The following is a 19,268-nucleotide window of genomic DNA, read 5'->3' as shown; positions in this document are numbered from 1 at the left end:
ATGATATGCCGCTCGCGTATCCGATTGGCGATTAGGTCGTCCCCTTCGTCCGCCCGGGCTGTTGCAACACTTGCGTGGAGCAAGTGAACTAAGGCGAAGATTGCCAGCGCGGCGAAGCGGGTGGGCGAGCGATAAGACGGGGGTTAGCATTCATGTTAGAGGCGAGATTCATGACAGCCCGACTTGTGAGGATTGCCCGGCCTCGCCTCGTTCGGGGTCTTTCCGAAGTCTCAGTGAGGCTTTCTACGAACTCTTCCTGAGGCTTGCGAGCCAGACCAAAAGTCGAAAGGCTCTTCAAAGAATGTACCTGGCAAATCTTCTGCCTTTGAAAGGAAAAATCGCTGCGCATCTTCTACTCCTCTGTTGTACGAAAATGGGCCAAATTCCTGGATAATATACTTCAGTAGCAAATTCGCCTGCATCTCGCCGAGTTCGTAGTCAAAACTCTCCGAGAAATACCGTTGAAGCGAACTTATGGCTTCCGCTTTTTGTTCATTGGGGAGATCGGGTGTCATTTTTTCTGAACGATCTTTGAGCACACCCGCGGCGGGATGGAAGCTCGATTTCGGTTTGACGGTTTGTCGCCGCCGGATGCAAGGGCAGGCCTCTTCTGTCAGTGATGGCAATCGCGCCGTCTCCAGGTTCGGCACCCCGTAAAACCATCCATTCCGGCCAACTCGCTCCACACAGGAACTAGAAAGTGGACTTGGTGTGAAATTCGCAACAGTTGGCATGCGCGGAGGCGAATCGGAGCAAATTTATCAAATGTTCAAGAGAGCGGTTATGAAAAGAGTGAATTGCGGGAGATTAAGAAGAATGAGCGGAGTTAGGTTAGTTGTCTCCTGCTGATTTTCCTTGTCGTGAACAGGCGTTGCCAGCTTTCTCATTCTTCCGCTGTTCTACCGACCTCGAGGTGAATCCCATTTCAGATTCAGTTAGAATGAATCCTGACTCCATTTTGTCGATCCAGCTTATAGCCAGCGCCGGATCGCTCGCAGCGAGAAAATGAATGGAATTCCTCGTCGCGAATCTCCGGGCTCGTCCGTCCTTGGTGCGCTTCGCCACTAAAGCGGAGCTGATTTCCAGGGTTCACAGGCCGTGGAGCATAGGAGATTCGAACTCCTGACCTCTTCATTGCGAAAGAAAAGGCCGGGTTCCCTTTTGGGCGTCTTAAGCAATTGATTACCAACGCCATTTTATCCGGCGGAGCGCCGAAGTCGGGGGGAGTCCCCCCGGTTTTGCCCCCCCGATGGATTTGCATTTGGCTGGAGGCATTGGAAGAGTGATAGCTTGCGACGACTAATAACCAGCAAGTGCGTCTACAGTCCTGTGTAGGACAATCGCCTTTAGCATTTAATCAGGATTCGGAAGCCAATCACTATTGACGCCCCCTCAGCGAAGCGGTTTGTTTGGGGTCATTGCTCGCTGAAAGAGCATCAACCTGGTTCACTGCGACGATACGTATACCCGCCCGAAACGCTTTGGGGCACCGCTGACGTGGTCCGTCACGGTCACCCGCTCCCAGTCGGAATCGACGGATACCACGGTTTCTGTTCCTGAGAATGTGGACCATGCGCCATTGAGATCGGATGAAACCTGAGGGACGTAGTTGAGCCCGGGGTTCGTCGAAGCTTTGCGGCGGAGGTATTGGATGGAAAACTCGAACGGTGAATCTGTTCGGGAGATCAAGGGCAGTCCGGCCGTGCCGGGACCTGCTGACAGGATGGTAAGCGTGGCTTGGTTGGGGTTCAGATTGAAAGCCCGTTCGAGGAGGTTGACCAAGCCGTCGTGATCGGGGTCTTCACTGTCGGCGGCGTCGCCGGTGTTTTCAGTCTGACCAAAATACGAGTAGCGCCATGCTTCGGTGGAGGTGAGCGCTCTGGCGACGCGGAAGCCTACATCAATATTTTCGAATGTCGGGTTGCTGCTGCCACGGGTATCTGAACGAAGGCCGTTTTCGTTGCCGTTCCAAGCGCCTCCACGAGCCCCGCGCGACGAGCCGAAGATCACCGTATCGTTCCATTCCCATACGTTGCCCCCTTGATCGTTGGTGCCGTAATAACTTTCCGAATCCGCGCCGTAAGCCCCCACATCTGTGAGGTAATTCTGGCCGCTGGCAACGTTGGGATTTTGAGTAACAGCAAGATCCCCATCATAATAATTTTCTGCACCCGCCACGCCGATGCTATTACTTGTCATCGCATTACTTCGGTTCGCATGCTGCCAATATCCACCGGCCCCATCCTTGGTTGGATCATAATAGGCAGCCTTGTACCACTCGCTTTCACTCGGAATCCAGATTGTCGCATTCGTGCTCTTTTGAACGCTTACTCCACTGACCGCACCATTGAGTGAATAGGATCCGGCTTCTGTTGAGGAGGCGATCTGCGCACCCGTTGGCTGGCCATTTTGGAGCCAATTGCAGAAGCGGGCTATATCGAACCAGTTCACATAGGTGATGGGCCGCCTGCCGCTGCCGACAACCCAATATTTGTAGCTGCCGGAACTTCCACTCTGGGTGATGCCCGCGATTTCGCTCCGAGTCATGAGAGATGTATAGAGCCCGAAGGTGTCCGTTTTTGCGACGGCATTGAGGAACGCGCAATACTGGGCGATGGTTATTTCGAATTTCGCAATTTTGTAAATATGTGCCACCGCGCCGAATCCGGTGCTGTCAGGCGGATTTCCTTCATTTCCGACAGTGACATAGTCGATGATAACATTGTTCACCGTGCCTGTGAGCACGAGCGTGAAAGGATTCTCGTCCGGATCGTTGCTGGCGAGGGAGAGCGTGGCGACTTTCGCCCCTGGGGACGTAGGGGAGAAACGAATCGTGAACGCGGCGGATGATCCTGCTGCCAGCATCGTGGGCGGCGTGGAAACTAGCGTGAACTGTCCGGCATCTGCCCCAAGGATGGAAGTGGTGATGGAAGTGAGGTCACCGCTGCCCGTATTACGCATCGTGACATTTAGATCGGAGCTTTGGCCGGTGCCGAGAGAGTCGTATGCAAGCGTACCGCTGCCATTGATTACGGGATTACCGGTTGGAGCATCAAGCGCGATGTCCGGAATGGGCAAAACATAGGAAACAGCCGCACTGACGCTTGGGATGCCGTTCGTGAATATCGTTGCAAGTGCATACCCCGAAAATGGGGGAACCGGCTGTGACCTCAAGAAGGTGGCGGAGACGTCCACCAAGGGATCATAAGGGATAAAGAGACACTGCCCATTGTCGAGACGGCGCAGTTGGAGTAAAGGATAGTTTGTCGGCGAATCTTGTGAACCGTTTCCCCCGGTTGCACTGGAGATACCTAGAAATCCTGTGCCAGTGAGCACTAACTTTCCCGAAGCATCAAAGGATACTGAGCCAATGCTTGGCCGCCATGCGGCAGAATAGCCAAGTCCCACGTCGTAAATTTCGGCACTGGCCAAATAACCATTACCATTGTAGCCGCCCGCGACGAACACTTTGCCGGTCGGTAGAAGCGTGGCGGTGAAAAATTCGCGGGCTATGGCGAATGAGGCGGAAGAGGTCCAACTGCCGGTGGCGGGGTCGTAGAGTTCCGCGCTAGCGAGAGAGGTGCTGTTGCTTCCCTCACCACCCGAAACGAGCACTTTGCCATTGGGCAACAGCGTCGCGGTGTGGCTGTCGCGTGCGGTGATCAAATTACCGGTGCCAAGCCAGGTACCGGTGGCCGGGTTGTAGAGTTGTGCGCTAGAGAGATAGGGGTTTGTTTTGCCACCCTGCCATCCCCCCGCCACAAGCACCATGCCATTGCCTAGAAGGTTTGCAGTGTGTAACGAGCGAGGCGCGGCCATCGGGTCTGTGGCGAACCATGTTCCATTGGCTGGCTCATAAAGTTCGCAGGTGGCAAATGAACCTCCCGTACGCTCGCCTCCCGTCACGAATACCTTGCCGTTTGGGAGCAATGTCGCGGTATGGCTTTTGCGGGGGTAACCGAGTGAACCGGTGATGGACCAAGCGCCGGTGTTTGGATCGTACAATTCAGCGCTGTTTAAGAGACTGGATCCGTTATATCCTCCCACGACGAGCACCTTGCCGTTGGGCAACAGCGTCGCGGAGGGCGATTCACGCGCATTGATCAAATTGCCGGTGGCCATCCATGTTCCGGTGGCGGGATCGAAAAGTTCCGCACTGGCGAGAGAGCTTCCATTGTTGTTCCCGCCCGCAACGAGCAGCTTCCCGTTCGGCAGCAACATCGCGATATGGGCGTGGCGGGCAGTCGTAAGGGGTGCGGGGGTGGTCAAGCTACCGGTGGCGGGATCGTAGAGTTGCACATTGCCAAGAGAGATTCCGTTGCTATTACCGCCCACCACAAGCAGCTTCCCGTCACGCAATAAGGATGTCGTGTGGACATAGCGCGCGACGGCTAGGGGGGCGGTTGTTGTCCACAGACCGTTGGCAGCATCGTAGAGTTCCGCACTGGCGAGGTAACCGTTATTGTAGCCCCCCGTGATGAGCAGCTGACCGTTAGACAGCAGCGAAGCGGTATGTGTGGTACGGGCAGTGGAAAGCGAGCCGGTCGCGGACCAAATTCCGGTGGCGGGGTCGTAGAGCTCCGAACCCGGGAGTGAGCTGTTGCCAATGTTGGTTTGCCCCCCGGTAACAAGCAACTTACCATTGGGAAGGAGGGTCGCGGTGTGATAATAGCGGGCGTTGGCGAGCGGATTGGCTCCATTCCAGGTGCCGGATATGGGATCGTAGAGTTCCGAAGTGGCAAGAGATATGCCACTATTGTTTTGCCCCCCTGTGACGAGCACCTTGCCATTGGGCAGCAGCGTCGCAGTATGGCCGCCTGCGCGGGCGGTGCCAAGTGGGTTGGCAGCGGTCCAGACACCTGTGGTCGGGTCGTAGAGTTCCACACTGGCGAGAGAGCCGCCGTTGTTTTTCCCTCCCACGACAAGCACCTTGCCATTGGGCAGCAGCGTCGCGGTGTGCTGAGTCCGGGGGACGGCGAGGGAGCCTGTGTCGGTCCAGGTGCCAGTGGCGGGATCATAGAGCTCCGCACTTGAGAGAGCGCTGCCGTTGTCACCCCCCACGACAAGAACTTTGCGGTTAGGCAGCAGAGTCGCAGTGTGAAAACGGCGGCCCTTACGGGTGGAGGCGGTGCCGCTCCAACTTCCGGTGTTGGGATCATAAAGTTCCGCAGTAGATAGGTAGCTGTCAAGATAGCCGTTGTATCCTCCAACGATGAGCACTTTGCCGTTCGCCAACAGCGTTGCGGTGTGAACTACGCGCGCGATGGCCAGCGGGCTTGTGGCGGTCCAAGCGCCGTTGGCGGGATCGTAGAGTTGCGCACTAGCGAGATATCCCGAGCCGACTCCCCCTACAACGAGCACCTTGCCACTGGGCAGCAGCGTCGCGATGTGACCTGCTCGGGCGGTGGCAAGCGAGCCGGTGTTCATGAACGTGTTGGCCGCTTGGGAGATACACGATATTAGGAAAATCCAAATGACACTCAGGACAGAGAGCCTGGTAACGAGTTTCATGATTGCCTTGCGCATAGGACGGATGTTTGGGGGGGCAAGTTGGGAGATGGAACTTAAAAAGGGGAGAGCGGGACCCTTCCGCGAGAGATCTGCGGAAAACGCACATCCCCTGGAAACAGGTTCGATTGCAGACTTGAAGATGAGCTTGGGTACGACGTGGTGAGACGATAGAAACCCTTCAGTTCATTTTATGGGCGGGAGTTAGCCCTCATTGACCAGATCGTGGAACGTGTTTGATCGCGACGGAGGATGAAAGTATCTGCCGATTGTTTCGCGTCGCACGGGGCATTCCGGAAAGACGGTCTTGGATCTGGCTTTAACGTTCACTTGAGAAAGTTTGCCCGATCTTTGCCGGGAGACACTCAAAATCGCCACCCGTTGGAAATTCCTTTCGGTCGGCCTGAAGCCGCACTTTTCGTTTTCAGACGAGATTGCCCTTATGCACCGCTGTTGTCGTTTTTTCGGAATCTGGGGAATTCCGGTATCGTTCGGCGAGCCCAGCGATATTTTGAGGCATTCGAGACCGATCAACCATGAAAAGCCGGTCAGCAATGCCGGTGTCATGTATGTCAAGCAAAATAGTTTGCTAAAAGTTGCCTGTTTTCCCAACTTCGTCCAAAAAAACCGACATACTAGCTAGTGAAGGACCTAGCTTCGAAATCACCTCCAGTACGGCCCAAATCCGCCAAATCGTCGGAATATGCCAAGGTGCCAAACGTGCCCGGATTGTATCGCAATACGAGGACCGGCATGTATTACGGGTGCAAGAAGGTGGACGGAAGGCGCAAGGAGCGCAGTCTTGCAACAGCGGACAGGAAGATTGCCGAGCGGCGGCTGAAGGAGTGGATTGCCAATTTGGGCAAGGTGGACTCCGCTGTAGAGAAGACCACCCTGAAACAGCTCTGCGTTCGCTTCATCGCCGTCAGCCAGGGTAAGGCGGACAGCACCCTGTGCATCATCAAGGCCATCGTCAAAGAGTTCGAGAACTGGTGGCCTTACGGTCCTAATCCAGAGGTTCGCAACATTCGCCCCTCCCACGTGGAGGAGTGGCTGGCGCTGCACGAGAGGCGGCTCAAGAACACCAGCTACAACCGGTATGCAGGCATCCTGAAGCAGTTGTTTGAGCTGGCAGTGAATGACAGGATCATCGCCGAGTCCCCCTTCGACCGGGTCAGGACAAGATGGAAGAAGCCGCAGACGCCGGTTCGCCGCGTGCCAACCTTGGAGCAGTTCCAGGCCATCGTGGATGAAGTCCGGTCTGAAAAGCGTTCCAGCCATGCCCGCGAGAGTGCCGACTTCCTCGAATTCCTTGGGCTGGCAGGAGTCGGACAGGCCGAGGCGTCATCCCTGACTTGGGGCGACGTGGATTTTACGCGGAACTCCATGTCATTCCGACGCCACAAGACGGACACGCGCTTCCCCGTGCCGATCTATCCGCATCTTCGCCCCCTACTGGAAAGGCTCCGGCAGGAGGCTGGGCCAAAGATTGAGCCTGCCCAGCTCGTTCTGAAGATCAAAGACGGCAAGAAGGCCTTGGCGAACGCCTGTGCCCGGCTGGGACTGCCCCATTTCTCCCAGAGGAATCTCCGCCAGTGCCTAATCATGCGGCTCTGGAAGTCAGGCATCGACAAAAAGCTGATAGCGAAGTGGCAGGGCCATCAGGACGGAGGTCAGCTCATCTTGGACACCTACACCGAGATCTTCGGTGCCGACGACGCTGCATACGAGATGCAGCAGCTTGCGAAGCTTGAAGTGGCACCCAGTCCGGATCCAGCCGCGAAGAATTAAACGGCAGGGGATCGCAGCGCAGAGGCTGACGCCGCTTAGCGGCATCCTTGCCACAGGACTTCGCAGCTTTCGGCCCTAACGTCCCGAGTTGAAGGGGCGTCCCATTGCGCCAAGGAACCGTATCCCCCCAATCATTCTCCCCGCTCAAATTCCTCCGCTGCGCCCGATGGAGCCCTTTGCGCCCTTGCGGCAACTCTTTTCTCCCACCCACGCATACTTCTCCCGGCTCGCACGGCTCTTAGAGGCGTTCCCAGCAGGTCCATAGGCGGGGCAAGCCAGCGACCAATTCTCCAGGTATTGTCCCGAAGGAATCCAAAGACGAAAGTCGAATTCGCCCGCTATCCAGATGCTCCTGTATCGCAGGAAAGATGTCTCCTAGAACCCTTCCGCTCAACAACCGAACAAAGCATCCTGGAACCTGCGGAACCTTGAACATTAGCCATTGTGGCATACTATCCTCCGTCCAAAAGGCCGCTGAATTACCTTCTCTTGAAGCTTTGTGCAAGGTGTCCTTCACCGTGAACAAAAACTCAACATCTGAAAACTCCGCGAACCACATAATCCAAGGAATCAAGTCCCCGGCAAAATACCAAAAAACCTCGCTCTGGGGGTCGAATCTCACACGGTCGAATGTATACAATTCCAAAATTTGTCGCATTGTATTTTCATCGTGCCTAACTTCTTCCACCGTAAGACCCACCATCCACTTAAAAGGCCATACAGGCATACCCGAGCATGCTAGTTTAGTACGTTGTTTGACCGAATTGAATAGGGCTTCCCTATCGACTCTGTACGCATAGGTTCCCCCCATTGAGTCGCTAGCCGAAAAGAGATACCACTCTGTTTCGTCCGTGTAAGTTTCCGGTGAAATCGCGTAACATAGGGGAGGCTTGTGTTGAATTATCTCCAATCCACCAGATCCCGCCAACTCCGGGATACCCTGCTTGACTACTCGGGGATTATGAATGGAACAACGCCCACCTCGAACCACACGAAATTGACTAGGCGTTTGTTTGTCAACTGCCATCTCCATTTGCGAATATCGATTGAGGTTTGAGAGAAAGCCCTCGACAGCAGCACTATGAGCAACTTCGTTGGGAGATCCGAAGCAGGGCACCAGATGATTCTCTATCCATTCTCGGGATCTTTCAATGACCATTGCATCCATGGACTCCTGCACGCCTTGTGGAAGATTAAACCAGTCCTTTTCTTCTTGAACATCAAGCCGCAGCCCAGAGCTAAGGTCTCTTAGCACCCCTTCGGCACCATGTTGAATACTCTCGAAAAGTTTTTCGAAGCCAAGACTCGATAGCGCGTCTACAACGCGATTCAAACGAATATCAGGAGCAAGATAATCTTCTATAACTGCAGTCGTTTCGGGAGTCCATGACCTTAGATTCTCCAAAATCTCGGTGGAGAGGCAAAACTCCATGATAGCCTTGCCAATTCCGTATTGGGTATAACTGGTAGAGAACCTCTGATCTATAATATCGGCCATCGTTTGATAATAATTCCGATACGCACCAGGATATTGCTCAACCATAGCTTCGTGCTGATCCTTCGGAAACGCCTTCACAGAAAGATACGTCGCATACACTTCGTGTGTCCTTACAGAAGCTCTGAACAGGCAGTCCTTCCACCTGCCAAAACTTGCCTTTAAATCGGGATTCGTTGAACGACCAAAAGCGAAAGCAAAAGCTGTTTGGGCGGCGCCATATCTCGTTTCCGTTAGGGCGCGATCATGCAATTGTTCGTGCCAGTGAAATAGAATATTGCCCCCGTAATCGGGAAGAAGATAGGGGCGATCATGATCATGAAATCCCGCAAGTGAGGCGTAATTCATAGGATTCCTCTCAGTGGTTCAGCTGGAGCTTCTGCCCTGCGGCGGTGAAGCTGACAAGGAGTAGACCGAGCCGTCACGCATTATATAGAGGACGTAGTGTTCCTGGGAGGCCTGCGTCGAGAGTTCAACCTTGCACGGCTCATTTTTAGACTCTTTAAGCGCCTCGAAATTTGTTATTTTCAGTATCTTCGGGTTTTCGAAACCAAGTTTTAGACACTCAATTTCGACTGTCTCTCTAAACCGTTCGGGAGACCAAACCTCTTTTTCCAGATGCTCAGTTAATACCTTGCTCGCTGTCATAAGGAAGCCACAAATCGCGAGGACAAATTTGCTGATTTCTGCTATTTGCCCTAACTCGATATGCTGTGCGACATGGCCAGGATCAATTACTAACGATCCGTTGAAAAGGCGTTCTGCTTCAGCTTTAATGACTGATTTTTGGGTTCGCTCAAAACCTGCGAGATTGATAGTTATCATGGGCGTATTACCATCAATGGGACGCTGTTAAGTTAGCATCACTGTAATATAATAGGCAATATCGGTATCAGGGTTTGATTTGGATGACAAGGGCAAATTTGGGTAGCACAGGGTTCTCGGGAACGCTTTGAGAGCGAGCCTTTCATGGTGGGCGCGAGGGTACGGGGTTGGCGCGTGCCGACTGCCACAGGATCAACCCTCTCGGGGAGAAACCAATTCTTCTTATATGGAGAACCCCTACAAGGCTGACGACAAAGTGTTGATCCAACGAAAAGGCTCCGAACTGGAGGCTGTAGTCCGAACGACATGGAAACATGAGGTGCAGGTTCGTGTCGTGGTTGACCGCGAATTGCTCTGGCGCACCGTGAAGACAGTGAAGAGTCTGGACAGGCCGGACACGTCAGCCAACCCGGACAGTCCCGATACCTTTGAGTCCGCAGCGCCCCCTATTGCGACCGATCCCCCCTCCGAGGTTGGCCATCCTGAATCGGAGCCGGAGGTTCTGCCTGACAGCCATGATGTTCCCGAGGCGCCTCCCCCCAGCGAGGAGTCTGTGGCAACTGCGTCGGACAGCTTGAGCAACGATCAACCTGGCAAGCGCACCGGGAAGACGAGGAAGCGCCGTAGGGGCACTCCCCGCAAGTCGGGTCTCGATGACAACTTCGACCAATGAGCCGGAAGCCAACCCTGCCTCATCTTGGCAACTTCCTATGAATGTCGAAGTCACTCGCTACCGCAAACCAGATGGCTTCGCCACCCGGCACTGGGCAGTTTTGGTGAACGGCGAATTGCTCGTCGTCACTCTCTTCCGCAAGGGAGCTGATGCTGTCGCTCAACCTATCAACAACCTCATCATGCCAAACAAGCCCGAACCCTCTCAGTTCCAGCCAGGACAGACGCCAGTCACCCCGGAGGATCTGCCAGAGGGTGCTCCTGCCAATGTGGAACCTATTCCGCCAGACGGGATCATGCTGCCCCAGTTAGAGTCGGAAGCGGCCAGGAGAAAGCGCCGACGCAAAGGCCTCCGCCGCGAGATCCTGGGTGAAGCTCCCTTTTGACCTGAATACCACCATGGACAACGACATCACCAAATCCAAGTTCCACCTTGGGCAGCTCTTGGCCACTCCGAATGCCCTGAGCAAAATTCCCAACGAAGACATTCAAACCGCACTGGCGAGGCATTCTCGCGAAGACTGGGGCGACGTTTGCCCGGAGGATTGGAAGGCGAATGATCATGCTCTCAAGACGGAAAGGAGACTGCTCTCAGCCTACCGCTCGACGGAAGGCGTCAAGTTCTGGATTATCACAGAATCTGATAGATCGGTGACGACCGTGTTGCTGCCCGAGGATTACTGACGAAAAGAACATGGCTAGCAAGCCCGAGGAAGCGCAATCGTGTTGCGCCGTGGGGCATTTGTTGGGGCGTATAACACATGGGAATCCTCGTCCACACCGTAAGCATACGGCCGAGGTTTTGACGTTAGGTTCCCCATCAGATCCGCATCACTAGTTCTAGAAAGTCGGAGGGAAGTTTTACCAAGTTGAAAGGAGACACCACCGACCAACCTCAAAGCCAACACATTCATGCCCAGTCCTGCGACAGGCTAGCGTCGCACCTCAACTTCGGGTTCGCTGGGCAGTTCCATGACATTGATTAGATCCCGCTTCGAACGATTCAAGAGGTGGGTGGCTTCAGTCGGCCTGCCGTTACTCGCAGGTGTGTTGTGTTCGTGCTGTGAATTCCGGCAAAGTGTTCTTGCCAGAATGGGATCAGGGTTCTCCTGCTGCCAAAGCGAGTTTACCAAAGCCAGCGGTCGGAACTGGATCTGGGCTCTCCTAATACCAAGGCGAATCGGGCAACATGAAGAAGCGAAGACAGATGCCTACCGTCACACCGATCCCGATAGAGTGGGTAACAGTGTCAAGAACCGTTCCGAGCTCATGATTTTATGGAGGTTTATCCTTTCTAAAGAAAGGATAGGTTTCGCATTGGGGGTAAGGGTGGCGAATGTGATTCATGGCATTGAATTCAACGTCGGAGACAACCTGTGACATCGCTTGTCAAATACTTCTTTGCCACTATCCAATCCATACCCCTATGCGCACGTTCGAGATATCCTACATTCTGAAGACATCCTCCAATTCAGCCACGCAGAAAGCCTCTATTCAAGCCAGTGACAGCGTCATGGCACGTCGCTTGTTCGAACAACAGAATCCTGGGTGCAAGGTGGTTTCGACTCCTCGCGAGATTCGATAATCAACTGTGAAGATCGTTCGCTTGAGCCATGGAAGCAATGACCGTAAGACAGAAGATTGATGAATGGAAGGAGCGTCCGGATGCTCTTGGGTCAGAGAGCAAAGTGGCAGTCATTATCGGCGAGGTTGCGGCCATGGTTGGGGAGGATGTTCCTTCCAACGTCATGGAAGCCCTGAGAGCCCTCTCGCTTCGAGGGACGATGCGGGACATTGCGTCAACCATTCAAGATGGCGAGGAATGCGTCCCTCGCCAAAGTCTGGCAACATTCCAACGCTCTGTTGACCCTGTCGCTTCAACCTGCCGAATTTCATGGGGAGAGGCTTTGGCAGTCATCGCCAAGTATTTCGCAGAACGGGAATCGAAACTTAAAGGGCGATGAGCTGGAGCAAGTCAGATCACTGCTTGCGGGCGTCGGCTAGAATCTTCTCTGGTTCAATTTCGAGCGCTGCACACAATCGCAGGAAGGTAGTTATCGAAGGACTGTTCACACCACCTTCGATGAACGCCACCGTCTGGACCGCCACGCCAGCCTTTTGGGCAAGAGCGTTTTTGGAGATGCCAGCAGATTCCCGTGCCGAACGCAGAGAGTTCGCAACTGCCATACTGATCAGGGTGATTTCCTCGTCACGAAGCATTCAAGAAGCGTCCGATGCCTCGTTGGGAAAACTGGCTTCTAGAATTCTGGAAACCCACTTGACGAACGCCAGGCGAGCTGATTGCCTTCCAGATAGATTCGTTTCAATAAATCAACAATCACACAACGTAACATCCAGCCACCATGCGCTCATTCGAAATCTCGTACATGCTGAAGACGTCCTCAAATGCAGCCACTCTGAAGGCCGTTATCCAGGCCCCCGACAGCGTCACGGCACGTCGCATTTTTGAGCAACAGAACCCCCAATGTAAGGTCGTTTCGACCCCTCGTGAAATCAGGTGATCTAGTTCAGCCATTCGGTCGATCGACAGCAATGGCAACCAACCAACATGGCAACTAACGCCCAAGGCGACCTCTTGGACGGTTTGTGGATAATTCCACACCTCGGAGACGAGGGAGCCGTGTATGTTGATGAAGAGGACTACCTCCGGGAGAATGCTCAGGCAAAAAATGGCGGCGAATATTATATTCCGGCTCATATGCTGCGCCAAACGCTAGCGCAGATATATTCCGTTCAATCCAGTCACTCTAAAGCGCTTGACCAGCTCGACGTGAAAGGCATTGACACATTACTCAATGCTCACGCCATTGATGACTCCTATAGAGTGGCTCAAACTGTTGATGGCGTAACTATTTCCATTAGTGATGAACGATGGCATCAATCGCTGACCAGGGGTTCTGTTCAATGCGGATTGACCTTGATGTGGCGTGGAATAATTACCACTTCTTTGCCAGACATTGAGAGCGTTGGACAGCTTTTGAGAGAAGTGGAATCCAAGGTGAAGCAACTGGGATGGCCTTCCGAAAGCTTGATCGACATCGCCTATGCCCACAAGGGAATGTTCGATATTGATACGGTCCCCTTGGGCCAGCTCACGGGAGAGTTCGAGCAGGTGAGGGCAGCCAATCATGATGCCGCGGCTGCTACAGATGGCGATTCAGAGCTTCGCCAGCGGGATGAAGAGACTGTGGACACAAGGGAGTTTCCTCGGGCGGCGACCGTCTCGCCAGAGGAGTTGTTCACGGACGATGAACTGGCGGAGATGAAAGCGGAGGTTGAGTCGGAACCTGTAAACCACCGCGATGAATATTCGCCATTTTCGGCAAGAGAAGGATGGATCTGCGACGATGATGGCAACTTGTCCAACCCCGACCACGAGCATGAACGCTGGAAACGAAATGAAGAAGCGTTCGATCGATGGCAGGAGAAGCGGCAGAGACAGGAAGAAAGGGAGGCGGCGCGGGAGATTAGGGACCATCAGGTGGAGACCTCATGGGATGTCCTTTTCCCTTCCATCGCCGGTGCAGTGGCGGTGTTTAGTCTGTCCATACCTCTCTACTTGATAGGAGTCAATCAAATCGTAACGTCGGAGGATAAGTCGAGAGATCCGATAGACATTTTCTTGCCAGCCTTTTTGGCGGCAATTTGTTGTTACTACGTGGTCAAACGAAAACGAACAAAGAGCATCCTTCGGGAGCTGCGTATGAAGGGGAAGGCTGTGAAAGTGGTGGACGGCAAGAGCGCTAAAGGTGATGCTCCGAGTTGAAGCGAAGCCATGCCCACCATAGCAATTCTGTCTGACATCCACAGTAACCTTCCTGCCTTGGAAGCCGTGCTCCGCGAGGTGGAACAGTGCCGGGTTGAACGCATCGTGTTTCTTGGCGACATCGTTGGCTACGGCGGCTCCCCATCCGAATGCGTGAACCTGGTCCGCAAGGCGGGGGGCGTATGTGTCATGGGCAATCACGACGCCGAGATTCAAAGCCTGCGCCAGCGGGGATGCACCTTTAGTGTCCCGGATTGGAAGTGCCTTGAGTATGAGGCCGGGTTGGCTCATTCTGCCAGATGTTTGGATGCCGACCAGGCACAGTGGCTCGCCACCTTGCCGTATCGCATGAAGCTCCCTGGGGCTATTGCCGCGCACGGGAGCTTGGACAAACCGGAGGCATTCAACTACATTGAGGATGCCGAAAGTGCTGCGCCTACGTTAGCCGTCCTCAGGAAGGAGTCTGTAAAGGTCGGTTTCTTCGGGCACACTCATGTGCAAGACATTTTCGCCGCGGAGTTCGACGCCTTGGAGTGGCTGGATGCGGCGAGGGTCAAAATCCCGCTAGGCTGGGCCTGTGCCGTTACTGTAGGCGCAGTGGGGCGACCTAACCATGACGCTGAGCGCCGCGCCGCATGGGTCCTGTGGAATCCTGAAGACGGTGTAGTGGAGTTTAGGAAGACACCCTACAACCGGCTCCTGGCAGCGAGCGCCATTGCACAGGCGGGGCTGCCCTTGGAATCGTCTCTCATATTGTTGACTGCGGAGGAGGTGGACGAGCTGCTCAACAACTCACACCTATGAATGAACATCCGGCCCGGATACTGGCACGAGGCTACATAAACCACTGCGACTGGAATTGTGAACCTAACGACATGTTCGTTGAGACCAATTTCAGCGAGCCCAGTGAACTCACCGGCAATTCCGAACCTGTAGTCCATATCCGCATCGGCGTCATACCGACCGAGCGCCCTATCAAATGTCTGGTTGAGCACTCAGCTACTCTTTCGATTGAGCAAGCTCGCGCATTAGCTATGTGGCTTCTTTCCGAAGCGAGGGAGGCGGAAAGTTTCGGCTCGTAGAGGAACACAGCGGTGAGGACGAAGGAAGCGAAATCACCTGCCACACCGACCACTCCACCACCTTCCCACATGTCGTTGGTGGGTATCGTCGAATGGGTTGTCCCGCTGTAAAAGTGAAGTTATTCAGCCTGAAAAAACTCCACGCAACTTCGTGGAGATTAACAGACGTTGAACAAGGTAAACCGAAGGATGATTTTCAGCGATTCTTTCTCATGGACCCCAGAGTAGCCGTCTATCTGCGAGTCAGTACCGAGAACCAAAATCATGACAGCCAGGAAAGCGAATTGCGGGAATACTGCGCACGGAGGGGGTGGGACAAGAATGTGGAATGGTATCGAGAGGTGGCCTCTGGTGCCCGACAGGACAGGGAGGGTTTGAACGGCCTCATGACGAAGGTCCGTCGGGGCAAGGTGGATATCATTCTAGCATTCAAGCTGGACCGAATCGCTAGGTCCCTGAGCCACTTAGCTCAGATCATCGCGGAGCTCCAGCTGTATCGGGTGGCGTTGGTCTGCCCCTCACAGGGCCTGGACACGAGCAACGGCAATCCTGCGGCACAGCTACAGTTGAACATTCTAGCAGCTGTTGCTGAGTTCGAACGCGGTTTGATCACCGAGAGAATACACGCAGGAATCACCGCCGCCAAAGCTCGTGGCGTGACCCTGGGCAGACCCGCCACTCCTAAGGGGAGAAAACAGTTGGTGGCCGAGTTGGTAGCCGAGGGACTGAGTGCTAGGGAGATCAGCTCCAAGTTGCAAATACCCTATTCCACAGTAACCGAACTGCGGAGGGAATTTCGGACCGCAGACAATGAGGAAATTCGCCAGAACGGGCCAGGATAGCCGGGGCAATGGCATTTTTCGTCGTGTTCATAGCAACTTTTACCAAGACGAGTGGCTTCGGGTCGCGTTAATTACAGGACAGAGTAAATTCGCCGGACGGCAATGGTTGTGCGCATTTCGCTTGTCAGTCGTCGCTGACACGAGGGATATTCAGTTCAATTCAGCACCGCAATGTCCTTCCCTCCTGAGTTCATTGAAAACATCCGCTATGATCTTGTCACCCTTCCGGCAGATCATAATCCCGATACATTAATAGCCATTCCTCTCGGCGCAGGTCAATGGGCCCGCCAGGAGCCGTATCCATTCGTGTCTATTTTGGCAGCAGATCCCAATGAAGCCGTTTTTGCTAGAACTAGGATTTGTATTCATGTTGCCAATGAGGAGGGGACAGACAAATGGTGCGATGGCGCGTGTTTTGCTGAGCCTGGGCATCCGATTGTTCTTTCACCAGTTCCGTTTCCCGAACTAGCCAGGGCATTGCGGATGAAACGGGGAGCTTATTCAAAATTAATCAAACCCAAAAAAGGGGAATCGCCGCGTTTCGCCATTAAGAATTGGCACGAAGGCGACAAATTGTTAGATTTTAATGATAAGCGGCTTTCAATATGCAAAGCTATCAAAGCAATAGAGAAATGGAATCACATGAACGCGCAAAGAATGCCTTGGTTGCTCCGCTTCTATAGCGTCGTTGGCACGAAGGGATTGCTTAGAGGATCTGATAGCACGAACGCTGAGATCCTGATTCAAAGATTCTGCAATGAGATTGGATTGGAGTTGGGAAAAGACGTCGACAATGTTGACGCCAAATTCAAAGCCTTGAGGGACTGTATTGAGCTCGCGCGGTTAGTCGCTTAGTGAAAGCGAGATTTCCTTAGGGAAAGTCATAGCGGCATACAGCTGGGCTCCTAAAGAGCCAGGCCCTGTCAAGGAATTCTTCCTGCATTTTTTGCTTCTCGTACTGCTATACCGATGACGTGAACGGGCGGCAGTTCAGCGCAACTGTGCCGGCGTTATGCAAAATAACGTGAACACAACGTCAGACGCTGCCAGCAGCGTGAAACCGGCCTCGGAACTCACCCAAGGCACTCCCCCAATTCAAACATCCAAGGCCGAGTCTCGGCACTTCGTTGAAACCCTCCCACCCGAGGTGTTCCGGTTAACCGGAATGAGTCCTTACGAACTGCACACCTGGATCGAGGACAAAGTTCAATGGTTTCGCAAATTCGTGCTCATCGCTGTGATAGAGCCCAACGGAGACAATAAAGATGACGGTGGCAAACTGACTGAGGCTGCCACTAAGGTATTCCGCAAATTCGTAGCGGACAGTTTGACGGCTTATGGTGAGAAAACCCCCGAATTCATTGATCGATGGATCGACAGAAAAGCGGAGAGACCTTGGGACATGAAGGAAGCCTTGGAGGAATTCTTTGTCGGACTGACTCAGGAAGGGGGTTCCCATGAATAAGAAGGGTAAAAGCAAACCCGTCACAGTGTCAGCCGAGAAAGCACCGCTCCTCGTTAAGGCTCGCGAAGCATGTCGGCTCCTTGGCGGAGTTCATCCCCGCACGTTGGCCCGATTGGAAGAGCGCGGGCTCATCCGCTCTGTCCCGGGCCTAATCCGCCATAGACTCTACGTCCGTCGCGACGTGGAAGCGCTCGTGGAGAACCTCAACTCTTGGAAGCCATGATCCACGAAGATACGATATTAACACCACAGTCGAAGCTTCTCGCCGACCGCGGCATCGAGTTCCTCTGCTACGACGACGGTCTCGTCGAGTGCCCCGGGAAAGCCCTCCACACCACTCCCTCCACACCGAGCGACTGTAAGGTGTACATCAACTCAGTCGGACGCCGTCATGTTCTGCGTCTTCACTGCTTCCATAGTAGTTGCCGGGAAATCATTACCGAGGTGAACGATGCACTCTACCGGATTGCCACGAAGGGCGGCCATCAACCCATCCTCACAGGGGCAGCCGAAGGCAGCCCAAGAAAGAAGCTCATGCCGACGGGGCGGAGCATGCCGTTCGAGCACCTTCTCGACATGGTGCTCACCCACTACCCTTGGCCCTACTCGGAAATTTCCAACGACCCAATCGGCCGAGTGCTCGAAGATCCGGAACTTCATTTCGTCCATCTGCTCTCGCTCTTCGACGACGACGATCTCGTCTGGGTCGGCCGGGACATATACGACTCAGGGAGCCCGGGACACAAGTGGCGGTTCAGAACCCCCAACGAGTGGATAGAAGAGTATAAGCGGTTAGGTCCCTTCGTGTGTCCCAATCCCTTCAAGCCCGGAAGCATCTCTCGCTGTGAGAAGGCCGTTCTCAAGCGGAAGTTTCTCGTCGTCGAATCAGATGTGTTGACCCGCGACGAAACCGGAGCTGTTTTCCGGGCTTTGAACGAGAAAGTCTGCCGCCTCCGGGCGGTCGTTGACACAGCGAATAAGAGCCTCCACGGGTGGTTCGATTACCCGACTATTGGTGACGCCCGCGACCACGAAAACCTGCTGGTCTCGCTCAAATGTGATCCAAGCATGTTGAACCCAAGCCAGCCATGCCGACTTCCAGGCATGCTGCGCGATGGCAAGTATCAACGTCTGATCTATTTCGACCATCCACAATACAACGTCATCCCACCACCTGAGTCCGGCACCGCATGCAATTCACAACTACAACTAAACCTATGAACAACCTGATCGCACCACACCAAGACACCTACTACGACCACGAGAACAACCGATACTGGAAGGAAATGTCGCCCGGTCGCTGGGTGAAATTGGACCAGAACAGCCTGTGGAAACATCTGATGGCGTCAATGCCTCCCGTTCAGGGAATCGCATCGATCGTCAACGATATGATACTTGAGATTCAGCGTGACCACCATGTTGACTTTGCAGGCAATCTTGCTGGATCCCCCGCAGGACTGTGTATTCAGGGCGACACACGAATTCTAATTCGATCCGGCCCGAAATTCATCGATCCGATTCCGGGGGCTTGGAGCATGCTCCAGGGGGTTCTCGAAAACATGTTCGGTGGTGAGCAACTCCCCTACGTCTATGGCTGGATCAAGAAGTCGCTTGAGATGTTCCACTCCAGCAAGTGGATGGCGGGGCAGGTGTTAGTTCTCTGCGGCGAACCTGGTGTGAGCCGGTCCCCGGAATTCGGGCCAAGGGTTAAGCTATGATTGTGGTGTGTGGGTGCGGACTGTAAACCGAACCAAACACACACGAAATGAAAGGCAAACGCAGAAGACACGACCCCGAATTC

General features: G+C 54.1%; 18 protein-coding genes. 13 read left to right on the top strand and 5 right to left on the bottom strand.

Annotated features, from left to right (window positions below; all coding sequences use genetic code 11):
* Positions 1 to 230: 230 nt before the first annotated feature.
* Positions 231 to 734 carry a DUF2164 domain-containing protein gene (locus ABIQ96_RS00135; RefSeq protein WP_348212493.1) on the bottom strand — a complete coding sequence of 168 codons (504 nt, stop codon included), beginning with the start codon at positions 732 to 734 and terminating at the stop codon, positions 231 to 233.
* A gap of 712 nt (positions 735 to 1,446) precedes the next feature.
* On the bottom strand, positions 1,447 to 5,511 hold the full coding sequence (locus tag ABIQ96_RS00130; protein WP_348212492.1) for a kelch repeat-containing protein: 4,065 nt from the start codon (positions 5,509 to 5,511) through the stop codon (positions 1,447 to 1,449).
* A 708-nt stretch (positions 5,512 to 6,219) separates the two neighbouring features.
* Between ABIQ96_RS00130 and ABIQ96_RS00125 the strand changes: the two genes are divergently transcribed.
* Entirely contained in the window at positions 6,220 to 7,299 is a 1,080-nt protein-coding gene (locus tag ABIQ96_RS00125) for a tyrosine-type recombinase/integrase (RefSeq protein WP_348212491.1), read from the top strand.
* Between the two features lie 238 nt (positions 7,300 to 7,537).
* Here ABIQ96_RS00125 and ABIQ96_RS00120 read toward each other — a convergent pair whose 3' ends face one another.
* Both ABIQ96_RS00120 and ABIQ96_RS00115 read right to left on the bottom strand, forming a co-directional pair.
* Entirely contained in the window at positions 7,538 to 9,142 is a 1,605-nt protein-coding gene (locus tag ABIQ96_RS00120; protein ID WP_348212490.1) for a hypothetical protein, read from the bottom strand.
* Between the two features lie 18 nt (positions 9,143 to 9,160).
* Complete coding sequence (locus ABIQ96_RS00115; RefSeq protein WP_348212489.1) at positions 9,161 to 9,619, bottom strand: hypothetical protein; 459 nt, start codon at positions 9,617 to 9,619, stop codon at positions 9,161 to 9,163.
* Positions 9,620 to 9,845: 226 nt separating this feature from the next.
* Here ABIQ96_RS00115 and ABIQ96_RS00110 point away from each other — a divergent pair, with 226 nt between their 5' ends.
* The 4 genes from ABIQ96_RS00110 to ABIQ96_RS00095 all read left to right on the top strand — a co-directional run bounded on the left by ABIQ96_RS00110 (position 9,846) and on the right by ABIQ96_RS00095 (position 12,255).
* Positions 9,846 to 10,292, top strand: coding sequence for a hypothetical protein (locus ABIQ96_RS00110; RefSeq protein WP_348212488.1), 447 nt, complete (start codon positions 9,846 to 9,848; stop codon positions 10,290 to 10,292).
* Between the two features lie 37 nt (positions 10,293 to 10,329).
* Positions 10,330 to 10,677 carry a hypothetical protein gene (locus ABIQ96_RS00105; protein ID WP_348212487.1) on the top strand — a complete coding sequence of 116 codons (348 nt, stop codon included), beginning with the start codon at positions 10,330 to 10,332 and terminating at the stop codon, positions 10,675 to 10,677.
* A 13-nt stretch (positions 10,678 to 10,690) separates the two neighbouring features.
* A complete protein-coding gene (locus ABIQ96_RS00100; RefSeq protein WP_348212486.1) occupies positions 10,691 to 10,975 on the top strand; it encodes a hypothetical protein in 285 nt (94 codons plus the stop codon).
* Between the two features lie 929 nt (positions 10,976 to 11,904).
* Positions 11,905 to 12,255, top strand: coding sequence for a hypothetical protein (locus ABIQ96_RS00095; RefSeq protein WP_348212485.1), 351 nt, complete (start codon positions 11,905 to 11,907; stop codon positions 12,253 to 12,255).
* Positions 12,256 to 12,271: 16 nt separating this feature from the next.
* Here ABIQ96_RS00095 and ABIQ96_RS00090 read toward each other — a convergent pair whose 3' ends face one another.
* Positions 12,272 to 12,511, bottom strand: a complete 240-nt coding sequence (locus ABIQ96_RS00090; RefSeq protein WP_348212484.1) for a helix-turn-helix transcriptional regulator — start codon at positions 12,509 to 12,511, stop codon at positions 12,272 to 12,274.
* A gap of 349 nt (positions 12,512 to 12,860) precedes the next feature.
* Between ABIQ96_RS00090 and ABIQ96_RS00085 the strand changes: the two genes are divergently transcribed.
* The 8 genes from ABIQ96_RS00085 (at position 12,861) to ABIQ96_RS00050 (ending at position 19,185) form a co-directional block, all read left to right on the top strand.
* Positions 12,861 to 14,078, top strand: a complete 1,218-nt coding sequence (locus ABIQ96_RS00085; protein WP_348212483.1) for a hypothetical protein — start codon at positions 12,861 to 12,863, stop codon at positions 14,076 to 14,078.
* A 9-nt stretch (positions 14,079 to 14,087) separates the two neighbouring features.
* On the top strand, positions 14,088 to 14,882 hold the full coding sequence (locus tag ABIQ96_RS00080) for a metallophosphoesterase family protein (RefSeq protein ID WP_348212482.1): 795 nt from the start codon (positions 14,088 to 14,090) through the stop codon (positions 14,880 to 14,882).
* A complete protein-coding gene (locus ABIQ96_RS00075) occupies positions 14,879 to 15,160 on the top strand; it encodes a hypothetical protein (protein WP_348212481.1) in 282 nt (93 codons plus the stop codon). Before ABIQ96_RS00080 ends, ABIQ96_RS00075 begins: the two co-directional genes overlap by 4 nt.
* Positions 15,161 to 15,372: 212 nt before the next feature.
* Positions 15,373 to 16,002, top strand: coding sequence for a recombinase family protein (locus ABIQ96_RS00070; protein ID WP_348212480.1), 630 nt, complete (start codon positions 15,373 to 15,375; stop codon positions 16,000 to 16,002).
* Between the two features lie 171 nt (positions 16,003 to 16,173).
* Positions 16,174 to 16,857 carry a hypothetical protein gene (locus tag ABIQ96_RS00065; RefSeq protein ID WP_348212479.1) on the top strand — a complete coding sequence of 228 codons (684 nt, stop codon included), beginning with the start codon at positions 16,174 to 16,176 and terminating at the stop codon, positions 16,855 to 16,857.
* A gap of 310 nt (positions 16,858 to 17,167) precedes the next feature.
* On the top strand, positions 17,168 to 17,467 hold the full coding sequence (locus tag ABIQ96_RS00060; protein ID WP_348212478.1) for a hypothetical protein: 300 nt from the start codon (positions 17,168 to 17,170) through the stop codon (positions 17,465 to 17,467).
* Between the two features lie 219 nt (positions 17,468 to 17,686).
* Positions 17,687 to 18,688, top strand: a complete 1,002-nt coding sequence (locus ABIQ96_RS00055) for a hypothetical protein (protein ID WP_348212477.1) — start codon at positions 17,687 to 17,689, stop codon at positions 18,686 to 18,688.
* Entirely contained in the window at positions 18,685 to 19,185 is a 501-nt protein-coding gene (locus ABIQ96_RS00050) for a hypothetical protein (RefSeq protein ID WP_348212476.1), read from the top strand. The genes ABIQ96_RS00055 and ABIQ96_RS00050 overlap by 4 nt, the downstream gene beginning before the upstream one ends.
* Positions 19,186 to 19,268: the final 83 nt, after the last annotated feature.

It is taken from the genome of Luteolibacter sp. (assembly GCF_039920825.1).
Taxonomy (GTDB): Bacteria; Verrucomicrobiota; Verrucomicrobiia; order Verrucomicrobiales; family Akkermansiaceae; genus Luteolibacter.
Note: the sequence above shows the minus strand (reverse complement) of the source record. Positions and strands in the feature narration are given on the sequence as shown.